This is a genomic window from Bacillus sp. FSL K6-0138 (assembly GCF_037982765.1).
GTDB classification, from domain to species: domain Bacteria; phylum Bacillota; class Bacilli; order Bacillales; family Bacillaceae; genus Bacillus; species Bacillus glycinifermentans.
The window spans coordinates 3,297,836-3,314,805 of record NZ_CP150286.1 but is presented as its reverse complement, the minus strand read 5'-3'; the positions used below and the strand labels follow the sequence as shown (position 1 = coordinate 3,314,805).

Genomic DNA, 16,970 nt, shown 5'->3' with positions numbered 1-16,970 from the left:
CTTCCTGAGCCCCGCACGCGGCGGGGCTTTTTTACAAGGTTTTATACATCAATACATGAGGGCCGATATGGGGAATTTCATAAACATCGCCTTTTTCGCTGAAACCGAGCCTTTTATAATACTCCTTTACCGATGTTCTCGCATTGCACCATAAAAGGTCAGCTCTTCTTTCGCGGAGGCGCTCTTCTGCACTGCGGATTAACGCGCTTCCCGCTTTTTGCTTGCGAAAGCCTTCAAGCGTTGCCATTCCTCTCAGCTGATACTGAAGGACGCCTTCAAGATCGGAGCGGGGTGATCTGTGAAAAGAAGCGATGCTGATTAATGTTCCGTCTATAAACCCGCCGAGGTGAAATGTCCCGTCAAGCAAATCTGTTTCATAACGGCAGGCATCAGCCGGCTGATTCGGCCGCAAAATGCGATGCCTGATGTCATACGTTTTCTCTGCCGTGATTTCTTTCACTTCAACCATATGATGTCCCCCTTTAGATCATTGTACATTAAAGTATCTTGCTTCAGGGTGTGAGACGACGATCGCCGATACGGAGGCTTCAGGCTCCATCATAAACCCGTCTGTCAAATGAACGCCGATCCCTTCAGGCTGAATGAGCCTGAACAGCTTTTCCTGATCCTCAAGGTTCGGACACGCCGGATACCCGAAGGAATAGCGCTGCCCTTGGTACTTCGCCTGAAAACGCTGCTCCATGGTGAAGTCCGGTGCATCAGGAAAGCCCCAGCGGTCGCGGATGATTTGATGCGTCCGCTCGGCGAGCCCTTCGGCAAGCTCGAGAGCGAGGGCCTGGACCACGTGGCTTTTTAAATAATCGCCTTCCGCTTTAAAGCGGTTCGCAATTTCCCTCACGTGTCTGCCCGCGGTCACCGCGAAGAATGACACATAATCGAGCTCTCCTTTCGGCCGTATATAATCGGAAATACAGCGGAACGGAAGCTTCTCCTGCCTCGGAAAAACAAACGTTTCCAGAATCTTGGCGTGATTTCCGGGATCGAGGATATGAAGCGCGTCGCCGTCGCTGTACGCCGGGAAAAATTGATAGACGACGGCGGGATCGAACCAGCCGTGCTTTTTCCCTTCGAAGAGCAATCCGTCGATTAATGCTTTCAGGTCGAGTGCTTTATGATTTTTTTCAGCCAGCAGCTTTTTCACTTTTCCTTTCAAACCGAGGTGATGGCCGATGAGCATTTGTTCATTTACATACGGCACAATGTAGGAAAGGTCAATGTTTTTCAAATAATGCCGCTTCAAGTCTTCCGGCTGAAAGACCGGCGCCTCCGGAACGAGCGCCCGTTTTTCAAGCATTTCTATAACGGCCGCCGACGGTTTCTTTTCTGCAACAGCAGCGGGTGCAGCCTGTTCCTTTTTCTCGAGAAACTGCGACGGGTCCTTCCTCAGCTCGTTGGCGAGGGATAAGCCGTCCATGGCGTCCTTTGCGTATAAAACAGGCCCTTTATATTCAGGCGAGATCTTCATATTCGTAAATTTTCTCGAAAGCGCGGCACCGCCGACCAGAATCGGGATGGAAATCTCGGCTTTATCAAGGTCTTGCGCGGTGACGACCATCTGCTGCGCGGATTTGACGAGCAGCCCCGACAAACCGATAATGTCGGGATTTTCTTTGCGGATCGCTTCGATGAGCTCCTGCGGCGTCACTTTAATTCCGAGGTCTACGACTTTGTAGCCGTTGTTGCTTAAAATGATGTCGACCAGGTTTTTGCCGATATCGTGTACATCGCCTTTTACAGTCGCCAGAATGATCTTGCCTTTGCCGCTGTCGTCCTTTTTCTCCATATACTGCTCAAGAAACGAAACGGCGGCTTTCATGACTTCCGCAGACTGAAGCACTTCGGCTACGATCAGTTCATTGTCGTTAAACAGCCGTCCGACCTCTGCCATCCCGTCCATCAGCGGGCCGTTGATGACGTCAAGCGGAGTGTCGTTTTTCGCCAGCGCTTTCTCAAGATCGGGAATGAGGCCTTCTTTCGTTCCTTCGATGACATAACCGGCGAGGCGTTCATCGAGTGAAAGGGATGTCTTCGGCTGTTTGTCCGCTTTTTTCTTTCCCCTGTAAAACTCGGTGAATGCCGCCAGCGTCTTGTCATCGGTATGGAACAGGAGCTTTTCGGCCATTTCGACCTCCTGTTTTGGAATTGAGGCGAAGCGTTCGAGCTTTTCGGTATTGACGATCGCATAATCAAGCCCGGCCTGTGTGGCGTGGTATAAAAAGACGGCATTTAAGATTTCCCTGCCGACTGGAGGGAGGCCGAACGATACGTTGCTGACCCCGAGGATCGTCAAGCATTCGGGCAGCTTGTCTTTGATGAGGCGGATGCCTTCAACCGTTTCTTTCGCAGAGCCGATATACTGTTCATCACCGGTTCCAACGGGAAAGACGAGCGGGTCAAAAATAATGTCGCATGCCGGAACCCCGTATTTTTTCGTGAGCAGCTCATAGGAGCGAACGGCGACGTCCAATTTTTTTTCCGCGGTCACGGCCATTCCTGTTTCATCGATCGTCCCGACGACAAGCGCGCCCCCGAACCGCTTGATGAGCGGAAGGATGTCTGCGAATCGTTCCTCTCCGTCCTCGAGGTTGATCGAGTTGATGATCGCTTTCCCCTGCGAATACTTTAGCGCCTTTTCGATGACCGCTTTATCGGTCGAATCGATCACAAACGGAGCCTTCACTTTTTTCATCGCTTCTTTTAAAAAGCCTTCCATATCCTCCGCTTCATCGCGGTCGGGATCGGCGAGGCAGATGTCGATGACATGCGCCCCGTTTTTCACTTGGGCTCTTGCGATTTCAGCAGCTTCCTCGAATTTTCGTTCGGCGATGAGGCGCTTGAATTTTCGCGAACCGATGACATTTGTCCGCTCCCCGACAAAAAGAGGGCGCATCGATTCCTCATAAATCAAGCCGTCGATTCCTGAGACGGTGTGCGGTCTCGGTCCCGCCGGGAGCTCGCGGGGAGGCAATGAAGCCACTTCATCGGCCAGCGCCTCGATATGGGCCGGCGTCGTTCCGCAGCAGCCGCCGACGATGTTCAGCCAGCCTTCTTCTGCGAAAGCCCTGATTTTTTTCGCCAGTGACTGCGGTGATTCATGATACTGCCCTTCTTCATCGGGCAGGCCGGCATTTGGATAGCAGCTGACTGCCGTCCCGGCAAGGGAGGAGAGGGTCCGGATATGGTCTGTCATAAATTCGGGCCCTGTCGCGCAGTTTAAGCCGACGCTGATCGGCTTCATGTGTTCCAGGGAGATATAAAATGATTCGATATCCTGACCGGCGAGCGTCGTGCCCATCGGCTCGATCGTTCCCGATACCATGAGGGGAAGGGTTTTTTTTGTCTTTTCAAACGCTTGCCTGATGCCGATGAACCCGGCTTTTACGTTCAGCATATCCTGACTCGTTTCAAGGAGCAGAAGGTCGGCGCCGCCCGTGATCAGCGCTCCCGCCTGTTCCTCATAATTGGCGACGAGCTCATCGAACGTCGTGCCGCCGGTAACGGACAGGGTTTTCGTCGTCGGACCCATTGCCCCGGCGACAAACCTTGGCCATTCAGGCGTTGTATATTTTTGAACGGCCGCTTTTGCGAGCCTGACGGACGCCGCATTGATATCAAAAGCGAGATGTCCAAGGCCGTATTCATCAAGAACGAGCCTTGTCGCACCGAATGTATTCGTCTCAATGATATCGGCTTTAGCCGCCAAATAAGCTTCATGAATTCCTTGGATGATGTGCGGCGCTGTCACACTCAAATATTCATTGCATCCTTCATAGGCTTCACCGCCGAAATCGGCGGGTGATAAGTTTGCATTTTGAATCATCGTTCCCATCGCACCGTCAAGAACGAGGATTTTTTTCTTCAGCTGGTCAGTGATGATAGACATTTGTCGTCTCCTTTTCTTTCTGGTGAATGTACGCCGTAAGCTCTGCGGTTAAATCGGACCTCAAGAACGGCGTGATCAGATAAATGCCGTTGAACAAATCGCATGCGGCGTCAAGCAGCGAGCGGGCGATGGCGAGCCCTTCCTCAGCCTGTTTTTGTTTGTCGCTGCCGGCAAGCGCCATCTTTTCGCGGATCGCATCCGACAGTTTGATGCCTGGAATTTCGTTGTGAATAAACTCGGCATTCCGGCTGCTAGTCAGCGGCATGATCCCGATGTAAATCGGGGTTTTGAGATGCTTTGTTTCCTCATGGATCTTGATGAGCTGTTCTTCGGAATAGACGGGTTGGGAAATAAAATAGTCCGCGCCGCAGTCGATCTTTTTCTCAATCCGTCTGACCGCTTTGTCAATATGTCTCACGTTCGGGTTGAAGGCGGCCGCGACGGAGAAGTTTGTTTTCTTGCCGAGCGGCTTTCCCGAGTAGGACAAGCCTTCATTAAATTGTTTGATCAGGCTGATCAAGTCGAATGACGTCAGATCGTAAACAGAAGTCGCTCCAGGAAAATCGCCGATTTTCGAAGGGTCTCCGGTAATCGCCAAAACGTCGGAAAGCCCGAGCGTATCAAGCCCCATTAAATGAGACTGCAGGCCGATCAGGTTGCGGTCCCTGCATGTAATATGGACGAGCGGCCTCATGTCAAGCCTCTTTTTTAAAAGCGCGCCGCAGGCCACATTGCTGATTCTCGGCGTGGCGAGCGAGTTGTCCGCTAACGTGAGTGCATCGATTCCGGCTGACTTTAACTCTTTTGCTGCCCGCAAAAACTTTTCAAAGTTTAATTGTTTAGGAGGGTCCAATTCGACGATAATGGAGCGCTTCTCTTTCGCAAGCTCGTCTAAAGCGGGCTCCGTTCTTTCGTGCTGAACTGCTGCCGCTGCTTTCTCCCTGACTTTGACCCGTTTTTCGGTGACGGGCGGGAGGCCTTTGACAGCTTCAGCCATCGCTCTGATGTGGTTCGGCGTCGTTCCGCAGCAGCCGCCGATGATGCGCGCGCCCTGATTGCGAAACTCAACCGCGCTGTTTCTGAAATATTCATCATCCGTTTCATAGACGAGACGCCCTTCAACAAGAGATGGAATGCTGCTGTTCGGATAGACGGAAAGGTAAGCGTCCTTCAAGAGAGGCACCTCCTCGAGCGCTTTGATCATGTGATAGGGGCCGAGGCGGCAATTGATGCCGACCACATCGGCTCCGAGTCCCGCAAGAAGCGTCAAGCCCTCTGAAAGCGGGGTCCCGTCCTGAAGAACGCCTTCTTCATGCATCGATACGTTTACGATGATCGGAAGGTTCGTTTCTTTTCTGGCAATCTTCAATACTTCGCGTGCTTCCTCTAAGTCGTAATACGTTTCCAGAAGGAGTCCGTCCGGTTCCTCATTCAACAGAAGGTAAAGATGTTCGCGAAAGCTTCTTTTGATGTCATCGAGCGAATACGCGCTTTTATTGAACGTCCGGATGCCGCCGAGCGTTGCGAGAACATAGGCGGAGCCGGCCGCTGAACGGGCGAGGCGGACGGCTTTTTCGTTGATTTGCTTCGTCTCGTCTTCAAGGCCGTATCTGGACAGCTTGATGAAATTTGCACCGTAGGTGTTTGTTTGAATGATGTCGGCGCCTGCCTTGACATATGCTTCATGAATGCGTCTCACTTCATCCGGCTTTGAGACGTTCAGCTCTTCGAAGCAGCGGTCGATCCCGTATGAATAAAGAAGCGTTCCCATTGCGCCGTCGGCTATTAACGTTCTGCTTTTTATATCCTCCAATAAACCCATCGTTTTCCCCCTTGAAATAGTAATAAATAAAAAAAGCCTTCCAAGAAGAAGACTTTTCGTACGCATTCACCTTCTTCTTATCTTCCAAGCAGTCTGCTTGCTGGATTTAGCACCTTGGTCATGAAACAATCATTACACCGGTTGCTGAGGCTTCATCGGGCCAGTCCCTCTGCCTCTCTTGATAAGAACAGCTATTCAATTGTCGGCTGATGCCGCCAAAAAGCGGCTTTTACTCAATTTACCGAAAATCGGGGGAATAATCAACAGTAAATTGAGAATTTATCGAAAATTTATAAATTGAACATCAATCGGAAGATCCGCTTCCCTTACCAAGGCGATGATTTGCTGGAGATCGTCTTTGTTTTTCCCGGTCACCCTGATTTGGTCATCCTGCACTTGCGATTTGACTTTAAGGCCCGATTTTTTGATCAGGGTATTGATTTTCTTTGCGTTTTCTTTGTCGATGCCCTGAACGAGCTTGCCGCGCTGTCTGACCGTTCCGCCTGACGCGTTTTCCAGCTTGGAATACTCGATGTTTTTCGTTGGGACGTTCCGCTTGATCAGCTTGCTGACGAGAACGTCTTTCAGCTGGTTCATTTTGAATTCGTCGTCTGACACGAGCACAAGCTCTTCCCCGTCGAGCGTGATGCTGCTTTTTGAACCTTTGAAATCATAGCGGTTGCCGATCTCTTTCAAAGCGGTTTGGATTGCGTTTTGAACTTCGGGAAGTTCCACCTTTGAAACGATGTCAAATGAGCTTTCTTTAGCCATAAGAAAAAAACCTCCATCCATTTTACTTATGAGTCAATTATAGTAGAATAAGGTGAAACTTCCAATATCGAACGGTTTCGTCTGGCCGTTATCTGGCAATAATTTGAACATTGGAGGAATACGAAAAAGCGAAACAGGCGAGTGAGAAAGGAAGAGCAAGTATGAAACCGGGACAGCAATTAACGTTGAAAATAGATCACAAAGCAGATTACGGATATTTTTTGACCGATGGAGAAACGGTCATCCTTTTGCACAACAGCGAAATCACCGAAAATATTGAAGACAGGGAAGAGGTCGATGTCTTCATATATGTCGACCATGAAGGCCGTCCGGCGGCTACGATGAGAAAGCCGCTGATCAGCGCTGATCAATACGGCTGGGTCGAAGTCGTTGATGCGGTCGATGACATGGGGGTTTTCGTCGATGTCGGGCTGACGAAGGATGCACTGGTGGCAACCGAACATCTGCCGCCTTATTCATCCGTCTGGCCGCAGAAAGGAGACAGGCTCTATTGCATGCTGAAAATCACGAGCCACGGGAGAATGTTTGCCAAACCGGCTCCGGAAGACAGGATGAGCGAGCTGTTTACCGAGGCGTCCCAGGGCCTGATGAATAAAGAGCTGACAGGGACGATCTACCGCTTGATCGCTTCAGGCTCGTTTATGATTTCCGACGGCGGCATCAGAGGCTTCATTCATTCCTCCGAGAGAAAACAAGAGCCGCGGCTGGGAGAAAGGCTCACGGCAAGGGTGATTAAAGTCAAGGATGACGGCTCTGTCAATTTGTCGCTTTTGCCGAGAAAGCAGGATGCCATGTCCGTTGACGCCGAAGAAATTTTGACGTATATGAGGTCGAGAAACGGGGCGATGCCGTTTTGGGATAAAAGCGACCCGGAAGATATTAAAGAACGGTTTAACATGAGTAAAGCAGCGTTTAAAAGAGCGCTCGGCCATCTGATGAAACAGGATAAAATCTATCAGGAAGACGGCTGGACATACGAAAAAAAATAGCAGCTGCAGGCGGCGATTCTTTAGGAAACGCCGCCTGCTCTTTATAAATGATTCGGTTTTTTTGATCCCTGATGTTTTCCGGCTTGCCTGTTCTTTCGGCGAGCCGGTTTTTTTGCTGGTTGACGGCGTTGTGATCAACCGGTTTTTTGTCATCATCTTTTGTCACGTGCAGCACCTCCCGTCATTAGATTGCTCACTGAAATGTAAACTATGTGCGCTATTTTTTCTATGTTTTTGCCGGAGAGTTTATACCTTGAGGAAAAAACGGCATACATATATGAATAATAGAAAAATGCAATAGGAAAGGGAGAAGTGGTATGGGGTTCCCCATTGCAGTTTTTATTCAAAGTGTTTCAGGCGGGGTTGTGAATTTTGGCGGGGCGATTAAAATCAGCCCGATCAATACGTCAAAAACCGTTCAAGGGGCTGGAAGCGGGAATACCGGGCTTACGGCTTCGAACACAGGAGTTTCAGGTGCGGACTCCTTTGATGAAGATGTGCTTGATCAAAATATCGTATAAGGCAGCGGATGGCTCCTTGTCAAAGACAGGAGCCATCGGCCTGTGTCCAAATTCCTGAACATTCACCTTTTTTCTTTTCCCGAAAAAAAGACCGCCACTGTGCCAGGGCCCGCATGCGCGCCGATGGCCGATCCGATCATATGAACTACGATGTCTTTCGGGTGAAACTCGGCTTCGATGAGCCGCTTGATTTCGCCGGCCGTTTCTTCGGCATCCCCGTGGCTGATCCCGATCGTCTGGCTGCTTAGATCACGTCCTCTTTCTTTCATAAGCTCGATCATCCGTTTCAAAAGCTTCTTTTTACCCCTGATTTTTTCTAAAGGGACAAGCTTTCCTCCTTCGACATCAAGCAGCGGTTTGATATTGAGCAATCCCCCGACGAACGCGGATGCTTTGCTGATTCTGCCGCCCCTTGCCAAATAGGTCAAATCGTCGACGGTAAAAATATGTTCAAGATGGTCGCAAAAGTCCTTTACAGACGTTTCGATTTCTTGTATTGTATTGCCGTTAGTTGCGAGTTCAAGCGCATGTTTTACGGCGAGGCCATAGCCCAATGAAGCGCATTTTGAATCGATGATCCGCAAATCAAAATCAGGAAATTCCTCCTTGACCTCGTTTGCTGCCATTACGGCAGTCTGGTATGTGCCGGAAAGCTCAGAGGAAAAAGCGATATATAAAGCGGGCTGATTCTTTTTCGCAAGATTTGTGAACGCGTCTTTCATAAGCTGGAAAGACGGCTGGGAGGTTTTAGGCGCTTTCCCGTTGCGCATGGCCTCATATACAACAAGAGGCTGAATCGTTACGAGATCGTCATACTCTTTGTCGTCAAGAAGCACGCGCAAAGGAATGAAAGTGACGCCGTTGTCATCGTAAAAAGATTTCGGCAAATCCGCCGCACTGTCGGCTATCAGATGGACGGTCATATATAACCCCTTCTTTCATCGTAATGGTTTTTAGGTTAACAAGGCGCACGTCGCCGCCGCGGAAGCTGATCCGCTTTTCCAAGATCAACTATATCATATAATTTCATTTTGGCGTTTTCAAAATATGGATTTAAGGGTAAACCAATTATATAGAATTAGCGGAGGAACTGAAAAAATGGTAATAGCTGAAGCAAAGAAATTGTTCATTGTCATCATAGGCGCCTTACTAAACGCGATCGGCCTGAATTTATTTTTAATTCCCGCCGATGTGTACGCAAGCGGTTTTACGGGTGTTGCGCAGCTTTTATCAAGCGCGCTTGACCAGTACAGCCCCATCTATTTTTCAACCGGAACGCTCTTGTTTATTTTAAATATCCCCGTCGGTATATTAGGATGGATGAAAGTCGGGCGTTCATTCACGATTTACAGCGTATTAAGCGTGGCGCTGACGACGGTTTTTCTAGGGATGCTGCCTGATGAGGGCCTGTCAAACGATATTTTGCTGAACGCTGTTTTCGGCGGGGTGATCTCAGCGGTCGGAATCGGCCTGACGCTGAAATACGGAGCTTCAACGGGCGGTCTTGATATCATCGCGATGGTTCTGGCGAAATGGAAAGATAAGCCTGTCGGCACATATTTCTTTATGTTAAACGGGGCCATCATTTTGACGGCAGGATTATTGCAGGGTTGGGAGAAAGCTTTATATACGCTCGTTACGCTTTATGTAACGACGCGGGTGATCGATGCGATTCACACACGACATGCCAAACTTACCGTCATGATCGTCACGAAGAAAGCGGAAGAGATCAAAGAAGCCATCTACGGAAAAATGGTGCGCGGGATTACGACCGTTCCGGCCAAAGGCGCTTTTACGAATGAACAAAAAGAGATGATGATCATCGTCATTACCAGGTATGAATTATACGACTTGGAAAAAATCATCAAAGAAGTGGATCCAAAGGCTTTTGCAAATGTTGTGCAAACAACCTCTGTTTTAGGGTTTTTCCGAAAAGATTAGAAAGGGTGAATGAATGCGGGTTGTATTGTTGACTGTGCTATTACTCATCGTCGGAGGATGCGGGCAAAACGCGGGGAGCGGCCCCGCCAAGGAGGTATCAGGGGAAATGAGCAACGGAAGTGTTGTACTGACGGTTGAACCTGTGCAAAAACAGGACGGAATCGAATTTCGCATGTCGGTTGTAAACCATTCGGATGAAGCGGTAGCATTTGAATTTAGCAGCGGACAGAAGTTTGAGCTTATCGTAAGCGACAAGGAAGGAAATGAACGATACCGCTATTCAAAAGGAAAAATGTTCACCCAGGCTTTCCAAACGATGACATTGAACCCGAAAGAGACGTACGATTTCACGGATGTTTGGAAGGAAGTACCCGAGCCTGGCGTATACGATGTGAATGTCACGTTTTTGGGGAGAGCGGAACAGCTTGCCGTGCTGAGGGCAGGCACATCGTTTGAAGTAAAGTAAGAATCCAGGCTTACGAGCATTGTGCTGCTACGAATAAAAACAGAGGCATCCGAAGATGGATGCCTCTGTTTTTAATATTTATCGCCATTAAAAATGGAATTTTTGACGATGACATAGTCGACATTGCGGATTGCATCAAGCTTGTTTCCTCCGGCATAAGAAATGGAGGATTGAAGGTCCTGTTCCATTTCGGTCAGCGTATCCTTGATGGAGCCTTTATGCTCCACATACATTTTCTTGCCTTCTACGTTTTTTCGTTCGCCTTTTTGATATTCTGAAGCTGATCCAAAGTACTCTTTGTAGAGCTTTCCGTCTTTTTCAACCGTTGCTCCAGGAGATTCCTCGTGTCCGGCAAACAACGAACCGATCATGACCATTGTTGCCCCGAATCTGATTGATTTCGCAATATCCCCGTGAGTGCGGATTCCGCCGTCGGCGATGATCGGCTTGCTTGCAGCTTTGGCGCACCAGCGCAATGCGGCCAATTGCCATCCGCCCGTTCCAAATCCGGTTTTGATTTTTGTAATGCAGACTTTTCCGGGGCCGATGCCGACTTTTGTAGCGTCAGCTCCGGCGTTTTCCAGTTCCCTTACCGCCTCAGGCGTTCCGACGTTTCCGGCGATGACGAAACTTTTCGGCAAATGCGTTTTAATATGCTGAATCATGCTGATGACGGCGTTGGAATGTCCGTGTGCGATGTCGATTGTGATGTATTCAGGTTCTGCCTGTTCCTTGGACAGCTTTTGTACAAATTCGTATTCTTCCTCCTTGACCCCCACGCTGATGGAAGCAAATAAACCGCGGGACTTCATGTCTTTTATAAAGTTGAAACGTTTTTCGGGCTCGAAACGGTGCATCACATAAAAGTAACCGTTTTCAGCCAGCCAAATCGCCAGCTCCTCATCGATAATCGTCTGCATGTTGGCAGGTACCGCAGGCAGTTTAAACGTCCTTCCGCCCAACTGAACGGTTGTATCGCATTCAGAACGGCTATTGACGATGCATTTTGCAGGAATTAATTGAATATCTTCGTAATCAAACACGTTATCCATGATATACACTCCTAAAAGCGAATATTTATTTATTAATAACATTAAATGTTCGCCTTTAATAATGTACTCCCTTTTGTTTCGAATGTCAAACGTTTTATGTAGAGTTTTTACAAATGACAAAAGGAGCCGTGTCGATGAGACAGGCTCCTTGTTGATGATTAGGACAATCGGTCAAGCCGATCCTGAAGGTCGTGAAGTTGGCCGCGCTCAGCGTCGGTTGAGTTGGCATATGCGGAGGAAATCGCGTTTTTCGCCCTTTCAACCGCCCTTGTCCGCTCGCCCGATTCAGCGCCGTATGCTGCTGTTTCGGCTTCATGGACGGCATGCTTTGCCATTTGAAACAATTCGTTTCTCATTTTACAGCCCTCCGCATTCTGCCGGGCCGTTGCGCTTTTCCGCCTCTTCTAATGTGGATCGGTAAGGGAACCTCGCCGCATGCTGCTTAATCGCGTCTTTGCCTTGCTGAATAAACCGTTTCGATTTGCTACGTTTACCCATCCTGACTGCCCCCTTGAAACGAGTTGGACGGTCTCTTTAGACCGCCTTCCCATAGTATTGCCGAGGGAAAACTGCGTTTATGAATGGCAAATAATAAAATTATAAAGAGAAATAATCCTTTAAAAAGACCGCGATTCCGTCTTCTTCATTCGATTTGGCGACATGGTCGGCAACGCTTTTGACGCCTGCGATTCCGTTGCCCATCGCGACGCCGCAGCCCGCAAATTCGAGCATTTCCAAATCGTTGTCTTCATCTCCGAAAGCGATGACCCGCTCCTGCGGAATGCCGTAGTATTCCGTTATCTTTTGCAGGCCGACCGCTTTGTTGATGCCGCTTTTGATTAATTCGATCACATGCCACGGGGCGGCCCACCTTCTATGGTCGACCATTTCGGCATGAACATCGGATAAATAGGAGCGGATCGCAGGTACATCCTCTTCCTTGGCGTGGATCAAGACGCTTGTAACGTCCGCGCCGAGATTTTTTCTTAAATCGCCGACCGTAATATTCGGGTTGCCCATTGTGAATACGTCGATCAGTTTCTCATCATGGTAATGAAAATAAACATCGTCCATGATTTCGGCGAGGATATTGTGGACGTTGTAAGATTCGCTGACCTCGATGATCTGTTTGACAACATCTAGATCAAGCGACGTATGGAATCTTCCCCAGCTTTCATCCTTCGGGTGATGGACAAACGCGCCGTTGAAGTTCACGATCGGCGTATCGAGTCCAAGCTCCTCATAGTAGATCGCGCTTGCCCTGAACGGCCTCCCTGTCGAAATGCATACGTAATGCCCGTCCTCCCGGAGCTTGCGGATGACGCTGCTCGAGCTTTCAGAGATGGTCTTGTCGTCTTTTAATAATGTTCCGTCTAAGTCCAATGCAATTAAATATGGTTTCGTTTCCATAAATGCTCCTTTTAAGCGTAAATTTAAAAGTTCTGACTTATTTATAGTGTATCTTTTTACCTTCTTTATTGTCTACATGTTAAACTGATGATGATGGATATCCTAAAGGAGGAAGAAACAGTCGTGATTATTGTCGATAAACGGAATATTTCAGGAATCCCTTTTTTGCATATTGTAAAAGAGGAGAATAAGGATAAAGCTCTTCCTCTGGTTTTTTTTATACACGGTTTTACAAGCGCAAAGGAACATAATCTGCACTTCGCATATCTTCTTGCCGAAAAGGGGATTCGGGCTGTATTGCCTGAAGCTGCATATCATGGGGACAGGGAAAAAGAGCTCTCCCGGGAGGAGCTGTCCGCGCGATTTTGGGCCATTGTCACCAATGAAATTAAAGAACTCGATATCCTGAAAGAGCATTTTCATCAGGAAAACCTGATTGACAGCGGGCGGATAGGCGTGGCTGGAACGTCAATGGGCGGCATCGTGACGCTGGGAGCCCTTACCCAATACGACTGGATAACCGCCGCCGTCAGTCTGATGGGCTGTCCCTCATATGTTGAGCTTTTTGACGAACAGCTCGCATTGATAAAGAAAAAGCAGCTTGAAGTTCCTGTCACAGAAGAGCAGATCGCACAGCAGCGAGAGGAATTGAAACAGTTTGATCTCTCGCTGCAGCCGGAAAAGCTGAACACAAGACCGCTTCTCTTTTGGCACGGCAAGCTGGACAGCGTTGTGCCGTTTGCACCGGCCCGCCGGTTTTACGAATCGGTCATGCCTCAGTATGAAAAACGGCCGGATCTGCTTCAGTTCATTGCGGACGAACGCGCCGGCCACAAAGTTTCACGGGAAGGTCTTTTGAGGACGGTTGAATGGTTTGATACCCATCTTTAAAAAAGCACTTTCGTTTCAGAAAATACAAAAAGTGCGATATACTGATGAAAAAAGGAGTGAAGTAGTGTGGATGAAGCATTGAAAGAAAACATCATGGGCGCTCTTGAGCAGGTGGTTGACCCGGAGCTTGGCATTGATATCGTTAATCTCGGCCTTGTCTATGATGTTGAGATGGATGAAAACGGAAAAACAGACATTACGATGACACTGACTTCCATGGGCTGCCCGCTTGCCCCGATTATCGTCGATCAGGTCAAAACAGCGCTGGCCGATATCCCGGAAGTGAAGGAAGTAGACGTCAACATCGTCTGGAATCCGCCATGGACGCGGGACAAAATGTCAAGATACGCGAAAATCGCGCTCGGAATACAGTAAGGACGAAAAGGGCCTGTTCATTTATGAGCAGGCTCTTTTTTAAAAAAGGAGAGCTGATTCTTGCTGTCAAAAGTTGCGCCCCTTTTGATGTTCCAGGAAAGTGCGGAAGAAGCGAGAAACCGTGGAATCGTGCTATGGAGCGAATGAACCGGGTGAAAAGCGTCATTTCAGTAAAAGGGAAGGAGTTCATATGCATGGACAGCAATGTTAAACACGATTTTGCGTCTTCCCATTCGCTCTCAATATTGATACAGAGGAAGGAACCTGTCAGAGATTAGCAAAAAGGCTGACATCCGCTTGCGGTTTCAGCAAAAAAATTTGGCTTGATCACCCAACGGTTCGGCGTTTCATGAAAGCTGAACCTCCCGTTTTAAGATATACCTGAAAGCCCGCATCCACTGCGGGCTTTTTTGTATGAAAAAATCGATGCGCCAAATTGTGAAAAAATATTAAATATACAATTGAATTAATTTTTATTCATGTTATAATGTTAAATAATTTCACAAAGACCAAGAAGGTGAATATGTTTTGAAAATAGGAATTATAGGTGCTACGGGCTATGGTGGAGCCGAGATTACACGAATCCTCAGGTCTCACCCTTATACAGATGAATGCATACTTTATTCATCGAGCGATGAAGGAACGCCGTACCATCAGTCATATCCGCACCTTGTCAAGCTGGCCGATCAGACGCTTAAACCGATCGATATTGAACAGATTGCAAGCGAGACAGATTTTTTATTTATGGCGGCGCCTCCGGGAGTTTCCAGCCGGCTGACGCCTCAGCTTGACGCGTACGATTTGCCGGTAATCGATCTTTCGGGCGATCTCAGGCTCAAACATCAGGCTGTTTATGAAAGCTGGTATAAAAGGGAGGCCGCTCCCGGGCATATTCTCGAAAAGGCGGTATACGGGCTGAGTGAGCTTAACCGGGAGAAAATCAAAACGGCAAAGCACATTGCCAATCCCGGCTGCTTCCCGACCGCGGTTCTTCTAGGCTTGGCCCCGCTTATCAAAAACGGGCTTGTGAACGAATCGTTCGTCATTGCCGATGCAAAGACCGGCGTTTCCGGAGCCGGCAGAAAAGCTTCCATGGGGACGCATTTTTCAGAGATCAATGACAATTTTAAAATATACAAGGTGAATGAACATCAGCATACACCGGAAATCGAGCAGGCCGTCAGGGAATGGGACCCCGCTTTTCAGCCGATCACGTTCAGCACGCATTTAGTGCCGATGACAAGGGGAATCATGGCGACCATCTATTTAGAGCTGAAGGAAAGCATGACAGGTCAACAGCTGCAGCAGGTTTTTTCTGATTTTTACCAAGATTCTTATTTTGTAAGAGTGAGAGAATCAGGTGAATTTCCGGCGACAAAAGAAGTGTACGGCAGCAATTTCTGCGATATCGGCGTCGCCGCTGACGAAAGGACGGACAGGGTGACGATCGTATCGGTGATCGATAATTTAATGAAGGGGGCCGCTGGGCAGGCCGTGCAAAACTTTAACATCATGAACGGCTGGAGCGAGAAGGCTGGACTTGATTTTACGCCAATTTATCCATAAGACAGGAGAGAATGAACCATGATTCAGGTGAGTGAAGACAGCATCAAAAAAATAGACGGAAGCATCGATTCGCCGAAGGGCTATCAGGCAAAAGGCATTCACTGCGGACTCCGCTATTCCAAAAAGGATTTGGGGATGATCATCAGCGCAGTGCCGGCGGTGAGCGCCGCCGTTTATACACAAAGCCATTTTCAGGCCGCGCCGATCAAGGTGACGCAGGACAGTCTCAAAAACGGGGCAACGCTGCAAGCGGTGATCGTCAACAGCGCAAATGCCAATGCGTGCACAGGGGAGCAGGGGCTTTTGGATGCCTATGAGATGCGCCAAAAGTGCGCGGACATCCTCGGCATCGAGCCGGAACTTGTCGCCGTTTCGTCTACAGGCGTCATCGGCGAGGCTCTCGATATGAAAAAGATTCGCGAAGGCATCAGCCTCCTTGATCAAACAACACCTTCGGAAGGCGATTTCGAGGAAGCGATTTTGACGACCGATACCGTTACAAAACAAACGTGCTATGAACTGATGATCGGGGATCAAAAAATCATGATCGGCGGCGCGGCCAAAGGGTCCGGGATGATCCACCCGAATATGGCGACGATGCTCGGCTTCGTCACGACGGATGCGCGCGTTGAGGAGGGCGCGCTTCAAAAAGCTTTAAGAGACATTACGGATGTATCATTCAACCAAATTACGGTCGACGGCGATACATCGACAAACGACATGGTTCTCGTCATGGCGAACGGCTGTGCAGGAAACGAATGCCTTCATGAAGGGCATAAGGAATGGCCGGTTTTTAAAAAGGGCTTGGAGTCCGTATGCAGAGATCTCGCCAAACAGATCGCAAAGGACGGGGAAGGGGCGACAAAATTAATCGAAGTCCAGGTAAAGGGAGCGAAAAGCAATCGCGATGCACAGATCATCGCAAAAAAAATCGTCGGGTCCAACCTTGTCAAAACGGCGGTGTACGGTACGGATGCCAACTGGGGCAGAATCATCGCCGCTATCGGAGACAGCGCGGCATCTGTCACACCGGAAAAGGTCGAAATCCATCTTGGCGGCCAGTGCCTTTTTAAAAACAATGAACCGCAGCCGTTTTCCGAAGCGCTTGCCAAAGAATACCTGCAGAAAAGCGAAGTGCAAATCGATGTTCAAATGAATCAAGGAATAGGCACGGGAACGGCCTGGGGATGCGACTTGACTTATGAATACGTCAAAATCAATGCGAGCTATCGTACGTAAAG

Annotated in this window: 17 protein-coding genes, 1 pseudogene and 1 riboswitch; of the genes and pseudogenes, 8 read left to right on the top strand and 10 right to left on the bottom strand. The window is 48.8% G+C overall.

Annotation, left to right across the window (positions count from 1 at the left end):
* Positions 1 to 31: 31 nt before the first annotated feature.
* The 4 genes from MHB78_RS17610 to MHB78_RS17595 form a co-directional block, all read right to left on the bottom strand.
* Positions 32 to 469, bottom strand: coding sequence for a GNAT family N-acetyltransferase (locus MHB78_RS17610; RefSeq protein WP_046131257.1), 438 nt, complete (start codon positions 467 to 469; stop codon positions 32 to 34).
* Positions 470 to 487: 18 nt separating this feature from the next.
* Positions 488 to 3,904, bottom strand: coding sequence for a methionine synthase (metH, locus tag MHB78_RS17605; protein WP_046131256.1), 3,417 nt, complete (start codon positions 3,902 to 3,904; stop codon positions 488 to 490).
* Entirely contained in the window at positions 3,888 to 5,726 is a 1,839-nt protein-coding gene (locus MHB78_RS17600; protein WP_046131255.1) for a bifunctional homocysteine S-methyltransferase/methylenetetrahydrofolate reductase, read from the bottom strand. The genes metH and MHB78_RS17600 overlap by 17 nt, the downstream gene beginning before the upstream one ends.
* A gap of 74 nt (positions 5,727 to 5,800) precedes the next feature.
* Positions 5,801 to 5,914: riboswitch (SAM riboswitch) on the bottom strand.
* A 91-nt stretch (positions 5,915 to 6,005) separates the two neighbouring features.
* Positions 6,006 to 6,497 (bottom strand): YajQ family cyclic di-GMP-binding protein, encoded by a 492-nt coding sequence (locus MHB78_RS17595; protein WP_046131254.1) that lies wholly within the window; start codon positions 6,495 to 6,497, stop codon positions 6,006 to 6,008.
* A 161-nt stretch (positions 6,498 to 6,658) separates the two neighbouring features.
* Between MHB78_RS17595 and MHB78_RS17590 the strand changes: the two genes are divergently transcribed.
* A complete protein-coding gene (locus MHB78_RS17590) occupies positions 6,659 to 7,507 on the top strand; it encodes a S1 RNA-binding domain-containing protein (RefSeq protein WP_046131253.1) in 849 nt (282 codons plus the stop codon).
* 41 nt (positions 7,508 to 7,548) lie between these two features.
* Here the strand turns inward: MHB78_RS17590 and MHB78_RS17585 are convergent.
* Positions 7,549 to 7,673, bottom strand: a pseudogene (locus MHB78_RS17585) (DUF3941 domain-containing protein).
* 151 nt (positions 7,674 to 7,824) lie between these two features.
* On the opposite strand from MHB78_RS17585, the gene MHB78_RS17580 reads away from it, so the two are divergent.
* Positions 7,825 to 8,028 carry a spore germination protein gene (locus tag MHB78_RS17580; RefSeq protein WP_046131251.1) on the top strand — a complete coding sequence of 68 codons (204 nt, stop codon included), beginning with the start codon at positions 7,825 to 7,827 and terminating at the stop codon, positions 8,026 to 8,028.
* Between the two features lie 62 nt (positions 8,029 to 8,090).
* Here the strand turns inward: MHB78_RS17580 and MHB78_RS17575 are convergent, their stop codons facing one another.
* Positions 8,091 to 8,951: a DegV family protein gene (locus MHB78_RS17575; RefSeq protein WP_046131250.1), complete on the bottom strand. Its 861-nt coding sequence runs from the start codon at positions 8,949 to 8,951 to the stop codon at positions 8,091 to 8,093.
* Between the two features lie 175 nt (positions 8,952 to 9,126).
* Between MHB78_RS17575 and MHB78_RS17570 the strand changes: the two genes are divergently transcribed.
* Both MHB78_RS17570 and MHB78_RS17565 read left to right on the top strand, forming a co-directional pair.
* On the top strand, positions 9,127 to 9,969 hold the full coding sequence (locus MHB78_RS17570) for a YitT family protein (RefSeq protein WP_046131249.1): 843 nt from the start codon (positions 9,127 to 9,129) through the stop codon (positions 9,967 to 9,969).
* Positions 9,970 to 10,075: 106 nt separating this feature from the next.
* Entirely contained in the window at positions 10,076 to 10,435 is a 360-nt protein-coding gene (locus tag MHB78_RS17565) for a BsuPI-related putative proteinase inhibitor (RefSeq protein WP_172796351.1), read from the top strand.
* Positions 10,436 to 10,506: 71 nt separating this feature from the next.
* Here MHB78_RS17565 and guaC read toward each other — a convergent pair whose 3' ends face one another.
* From guaC to MHB78_RS17545, 4 genes are all read right to left on the bottom strand, one after another.
* Complete coding sequence (gene guaC, locus MHB78_RS17560; protein ID WP_046131247.1) at positions 10,507 to 11,487, bottom strand: GMP reductase; 981 nt, start codon at positions 11,485 to 11,487, stop codon at positions 10,507 to 10,509.
* Between the two features lie 158 nt (positions 11,488 to 11,645).
* Complete coding sequence (locus MHB78_RS17555) at positions 11,646 to 11,843, bottom strand: DUF3813 domain-containing protein (RefSeq protein WP_065894228.1); 198 nt, start codon at positions 11,841 to 11,843, stop codon at positions 11,646 to 11,648.
* A gap of 1 nt (position 11,844) precedes the next feature.
* Entirely contained in the window at positions 11,845 to 11,985 is a 141-nt protein-coding gene (locus tag MHB78_RS17550; RefSeq protein ID WP_164918140.1) for a hypothetical protein, read from the bottom strand.
* 99 nt (positions 11,986 to 12,084) lie between these two features.
* Positions 12,085 to 12,897, bottom strand: coding sequence for a Cof-type HAD-IIB family hydrolase (locus tag MHB78_RS17545; RefSeq protein ID WP_046131245.1), 813 nt, complete (start codon positions 12,895 to 12,897; stop codon positions 12,085 to 12,087).
* A gap of 123 nt (positions 12,898 to 13,020) precedes the next feature.
* Here MHB78_RS17545 and MHB78_RS17540 point away from each other — a divergent pair, with 123 nt between their 5' ends.
* The 4 genes from MHB78_RS17540 (at position 13,021) to argJ (ending at position 16,968) form a co-directional block, all read left to right on the top strand.
* Complete coding sequence (locus MHB78_RS17540; protein WP_046131244.1) at positions 13,021 to 13,788, top strand: prolyl oligopeptidase family serine peptidase; 768 nt, start codon at positions 13,021 to 13,023, stop codon at positions 13,786 to 13,788.
* Between the two features lie 66 nt (positions 13,789 to 13,854).
* Positions 13,855 to 14,163 (top strand): metal-sulfur cluster assembly factor, encoded by a 309-nt coding sequence (locus MHB78_RS17535; RefSeq protein WP_046131243.1) that lies wholly within the window; start codon positions 13,855 to 13,857, stop codon positions 14,161 to 14,163.
* Positions 14,164 to 14,691: 528 nt separating this feature from the next.
* Positions 14,692 to 15,729, top strand: coding sequence for an N-acetyl-gamma-glutamyl-phosphate reductase (argC, locus tag MHB78_RS17530; protein ID WP_046131241.1), 1,038 nt, complete (start codon positions 14,692 to 14,694; stop codon positions 15,727 to 15,729).
* A gap of 18 nt (positions 15,730 to 15,747) precedes the next feature.
* The gene (gene argJ, locus MHB78_RS17525; RefSeq protein ID WP_046131240.1) at positions 15,748 to 16,968 is read left to right on the top strand and encodes a bifunctional ornithine acetyltransferase/N-acetylglutamate synthase; all 1,221 of its coding nucleotides are present in this window, start codon (positions 15,748 to 15,750) and stop codon (positions 16,966 to 16,968) included.
* The last annotated feature ends 2 nt before the right edge of the window (positions 16,969 to 16,970 follow it).

What these genes read in the sequence shown, in the direction of transcription:
- MHB78_RS17610 (WP_046131257.1), bottom strand. Translation starts at nt 469, where the DNA reads ATGGTTGAAGTGAAAGAAATCACGGCAGAGAAAACGTATGACATCAGG.
- MHB78_RS17580 (WP_046131251.1), top strand. Translation starts at nt 7,825, where the DNA reads ATGGGGTTCCCCATTGCAGTTTTTATTCAAAGTGTTTCAGGCGGGGTT.
- MHB78_RS17600 (WP_046131255.1), bottom strand. Translation starts at nt 5,726, where the DNA reads ATGGGTTTATTGGAGGATATAAAAAGCAGAACGTTAATAGCCGACGGC.
- MHB78_RS17595 (WP_046131254.1), bottom strand. Translation starts at nt 6,497, where the DNA reads ATGGCTAAAGAAAGCTCATTTGACATCGTTTCAAAGGTGGAACTTCCC.
- MHB78_RS17545 (WP_046131245.1), bottom strand. Translation starts at nt 12,897, where the DNA reads ATGGAAACGAAACCATATTTAATTGCATTGGACTTAGACGGAACATTA.
- metH (WP_046131256.1), bottom strand. Translation starts at nt 3,904, where the DNA reads ATGTCTATCATCACTGACCAGCTGAAGAAAAAAATCCTCGTTCTTGAC.
- argJ (WP_046131240.1), top strand. Translation starts at nt 15,748, where the DNA reads ATGATTCAGGTGAGTGAAGACAGCATCAAAAAAATAGACGGAAGCATC.
- MHB78_RS17570 (WP_046131249.1), top strand. Translation starts at nt 9,127, where the DNA reads ATGGTAATAGCTGAAGCAAAGAAATTGTTCATTGTCATCATAGGCGCC.
- MHB78_RS17575 (WP_046131250.1), bottom strand. Translation starts at nt 8,951, where the DNA reads ATGACCGTCCATCTGATAGCCGACAGTGCGGCGGATTTGCCGAAATCT.
- guaC (WP_046131247.1), bottom strand. Translation starts at nt 11,487, where the DNA reads ATGGATAACGTGTTTGATTACGAAGATATTCAATTAATTCCTGCAAAA.
- MHB78_RS17565 (WP_172796351.1), top strand. Translation starts at nt 10,076, where the DNA reads ATGAGCAACGGAAGTGTTGTACTGACGGTTGAACCTGTGCAAAAACAG.
- MHB78_RS17550 (WP_164918140.1), bottom strand. Translation starts at nt 11,985, where the DNA reads ATGGGTAAACGTAGCAAATCGAAACGGTTTATTCAGCAAGGCAAAGAC.
- MHB78_RS17555 (WP_065894228.1), bottom strand. Translation starts at nt 11,843, where the DNA reads ATGAGAAACGAATTGTTTCAAATGGCAAAGCATGCCGTCCATGAAGCC.
- MHB78_RS17590 (WP_046131253.1), top strand. Translation starts at nt 6,659, where the DNA reads ATGAAACCGGGACAGCAATTAACGTTGAAAATAGATCACAAAGCAGAT.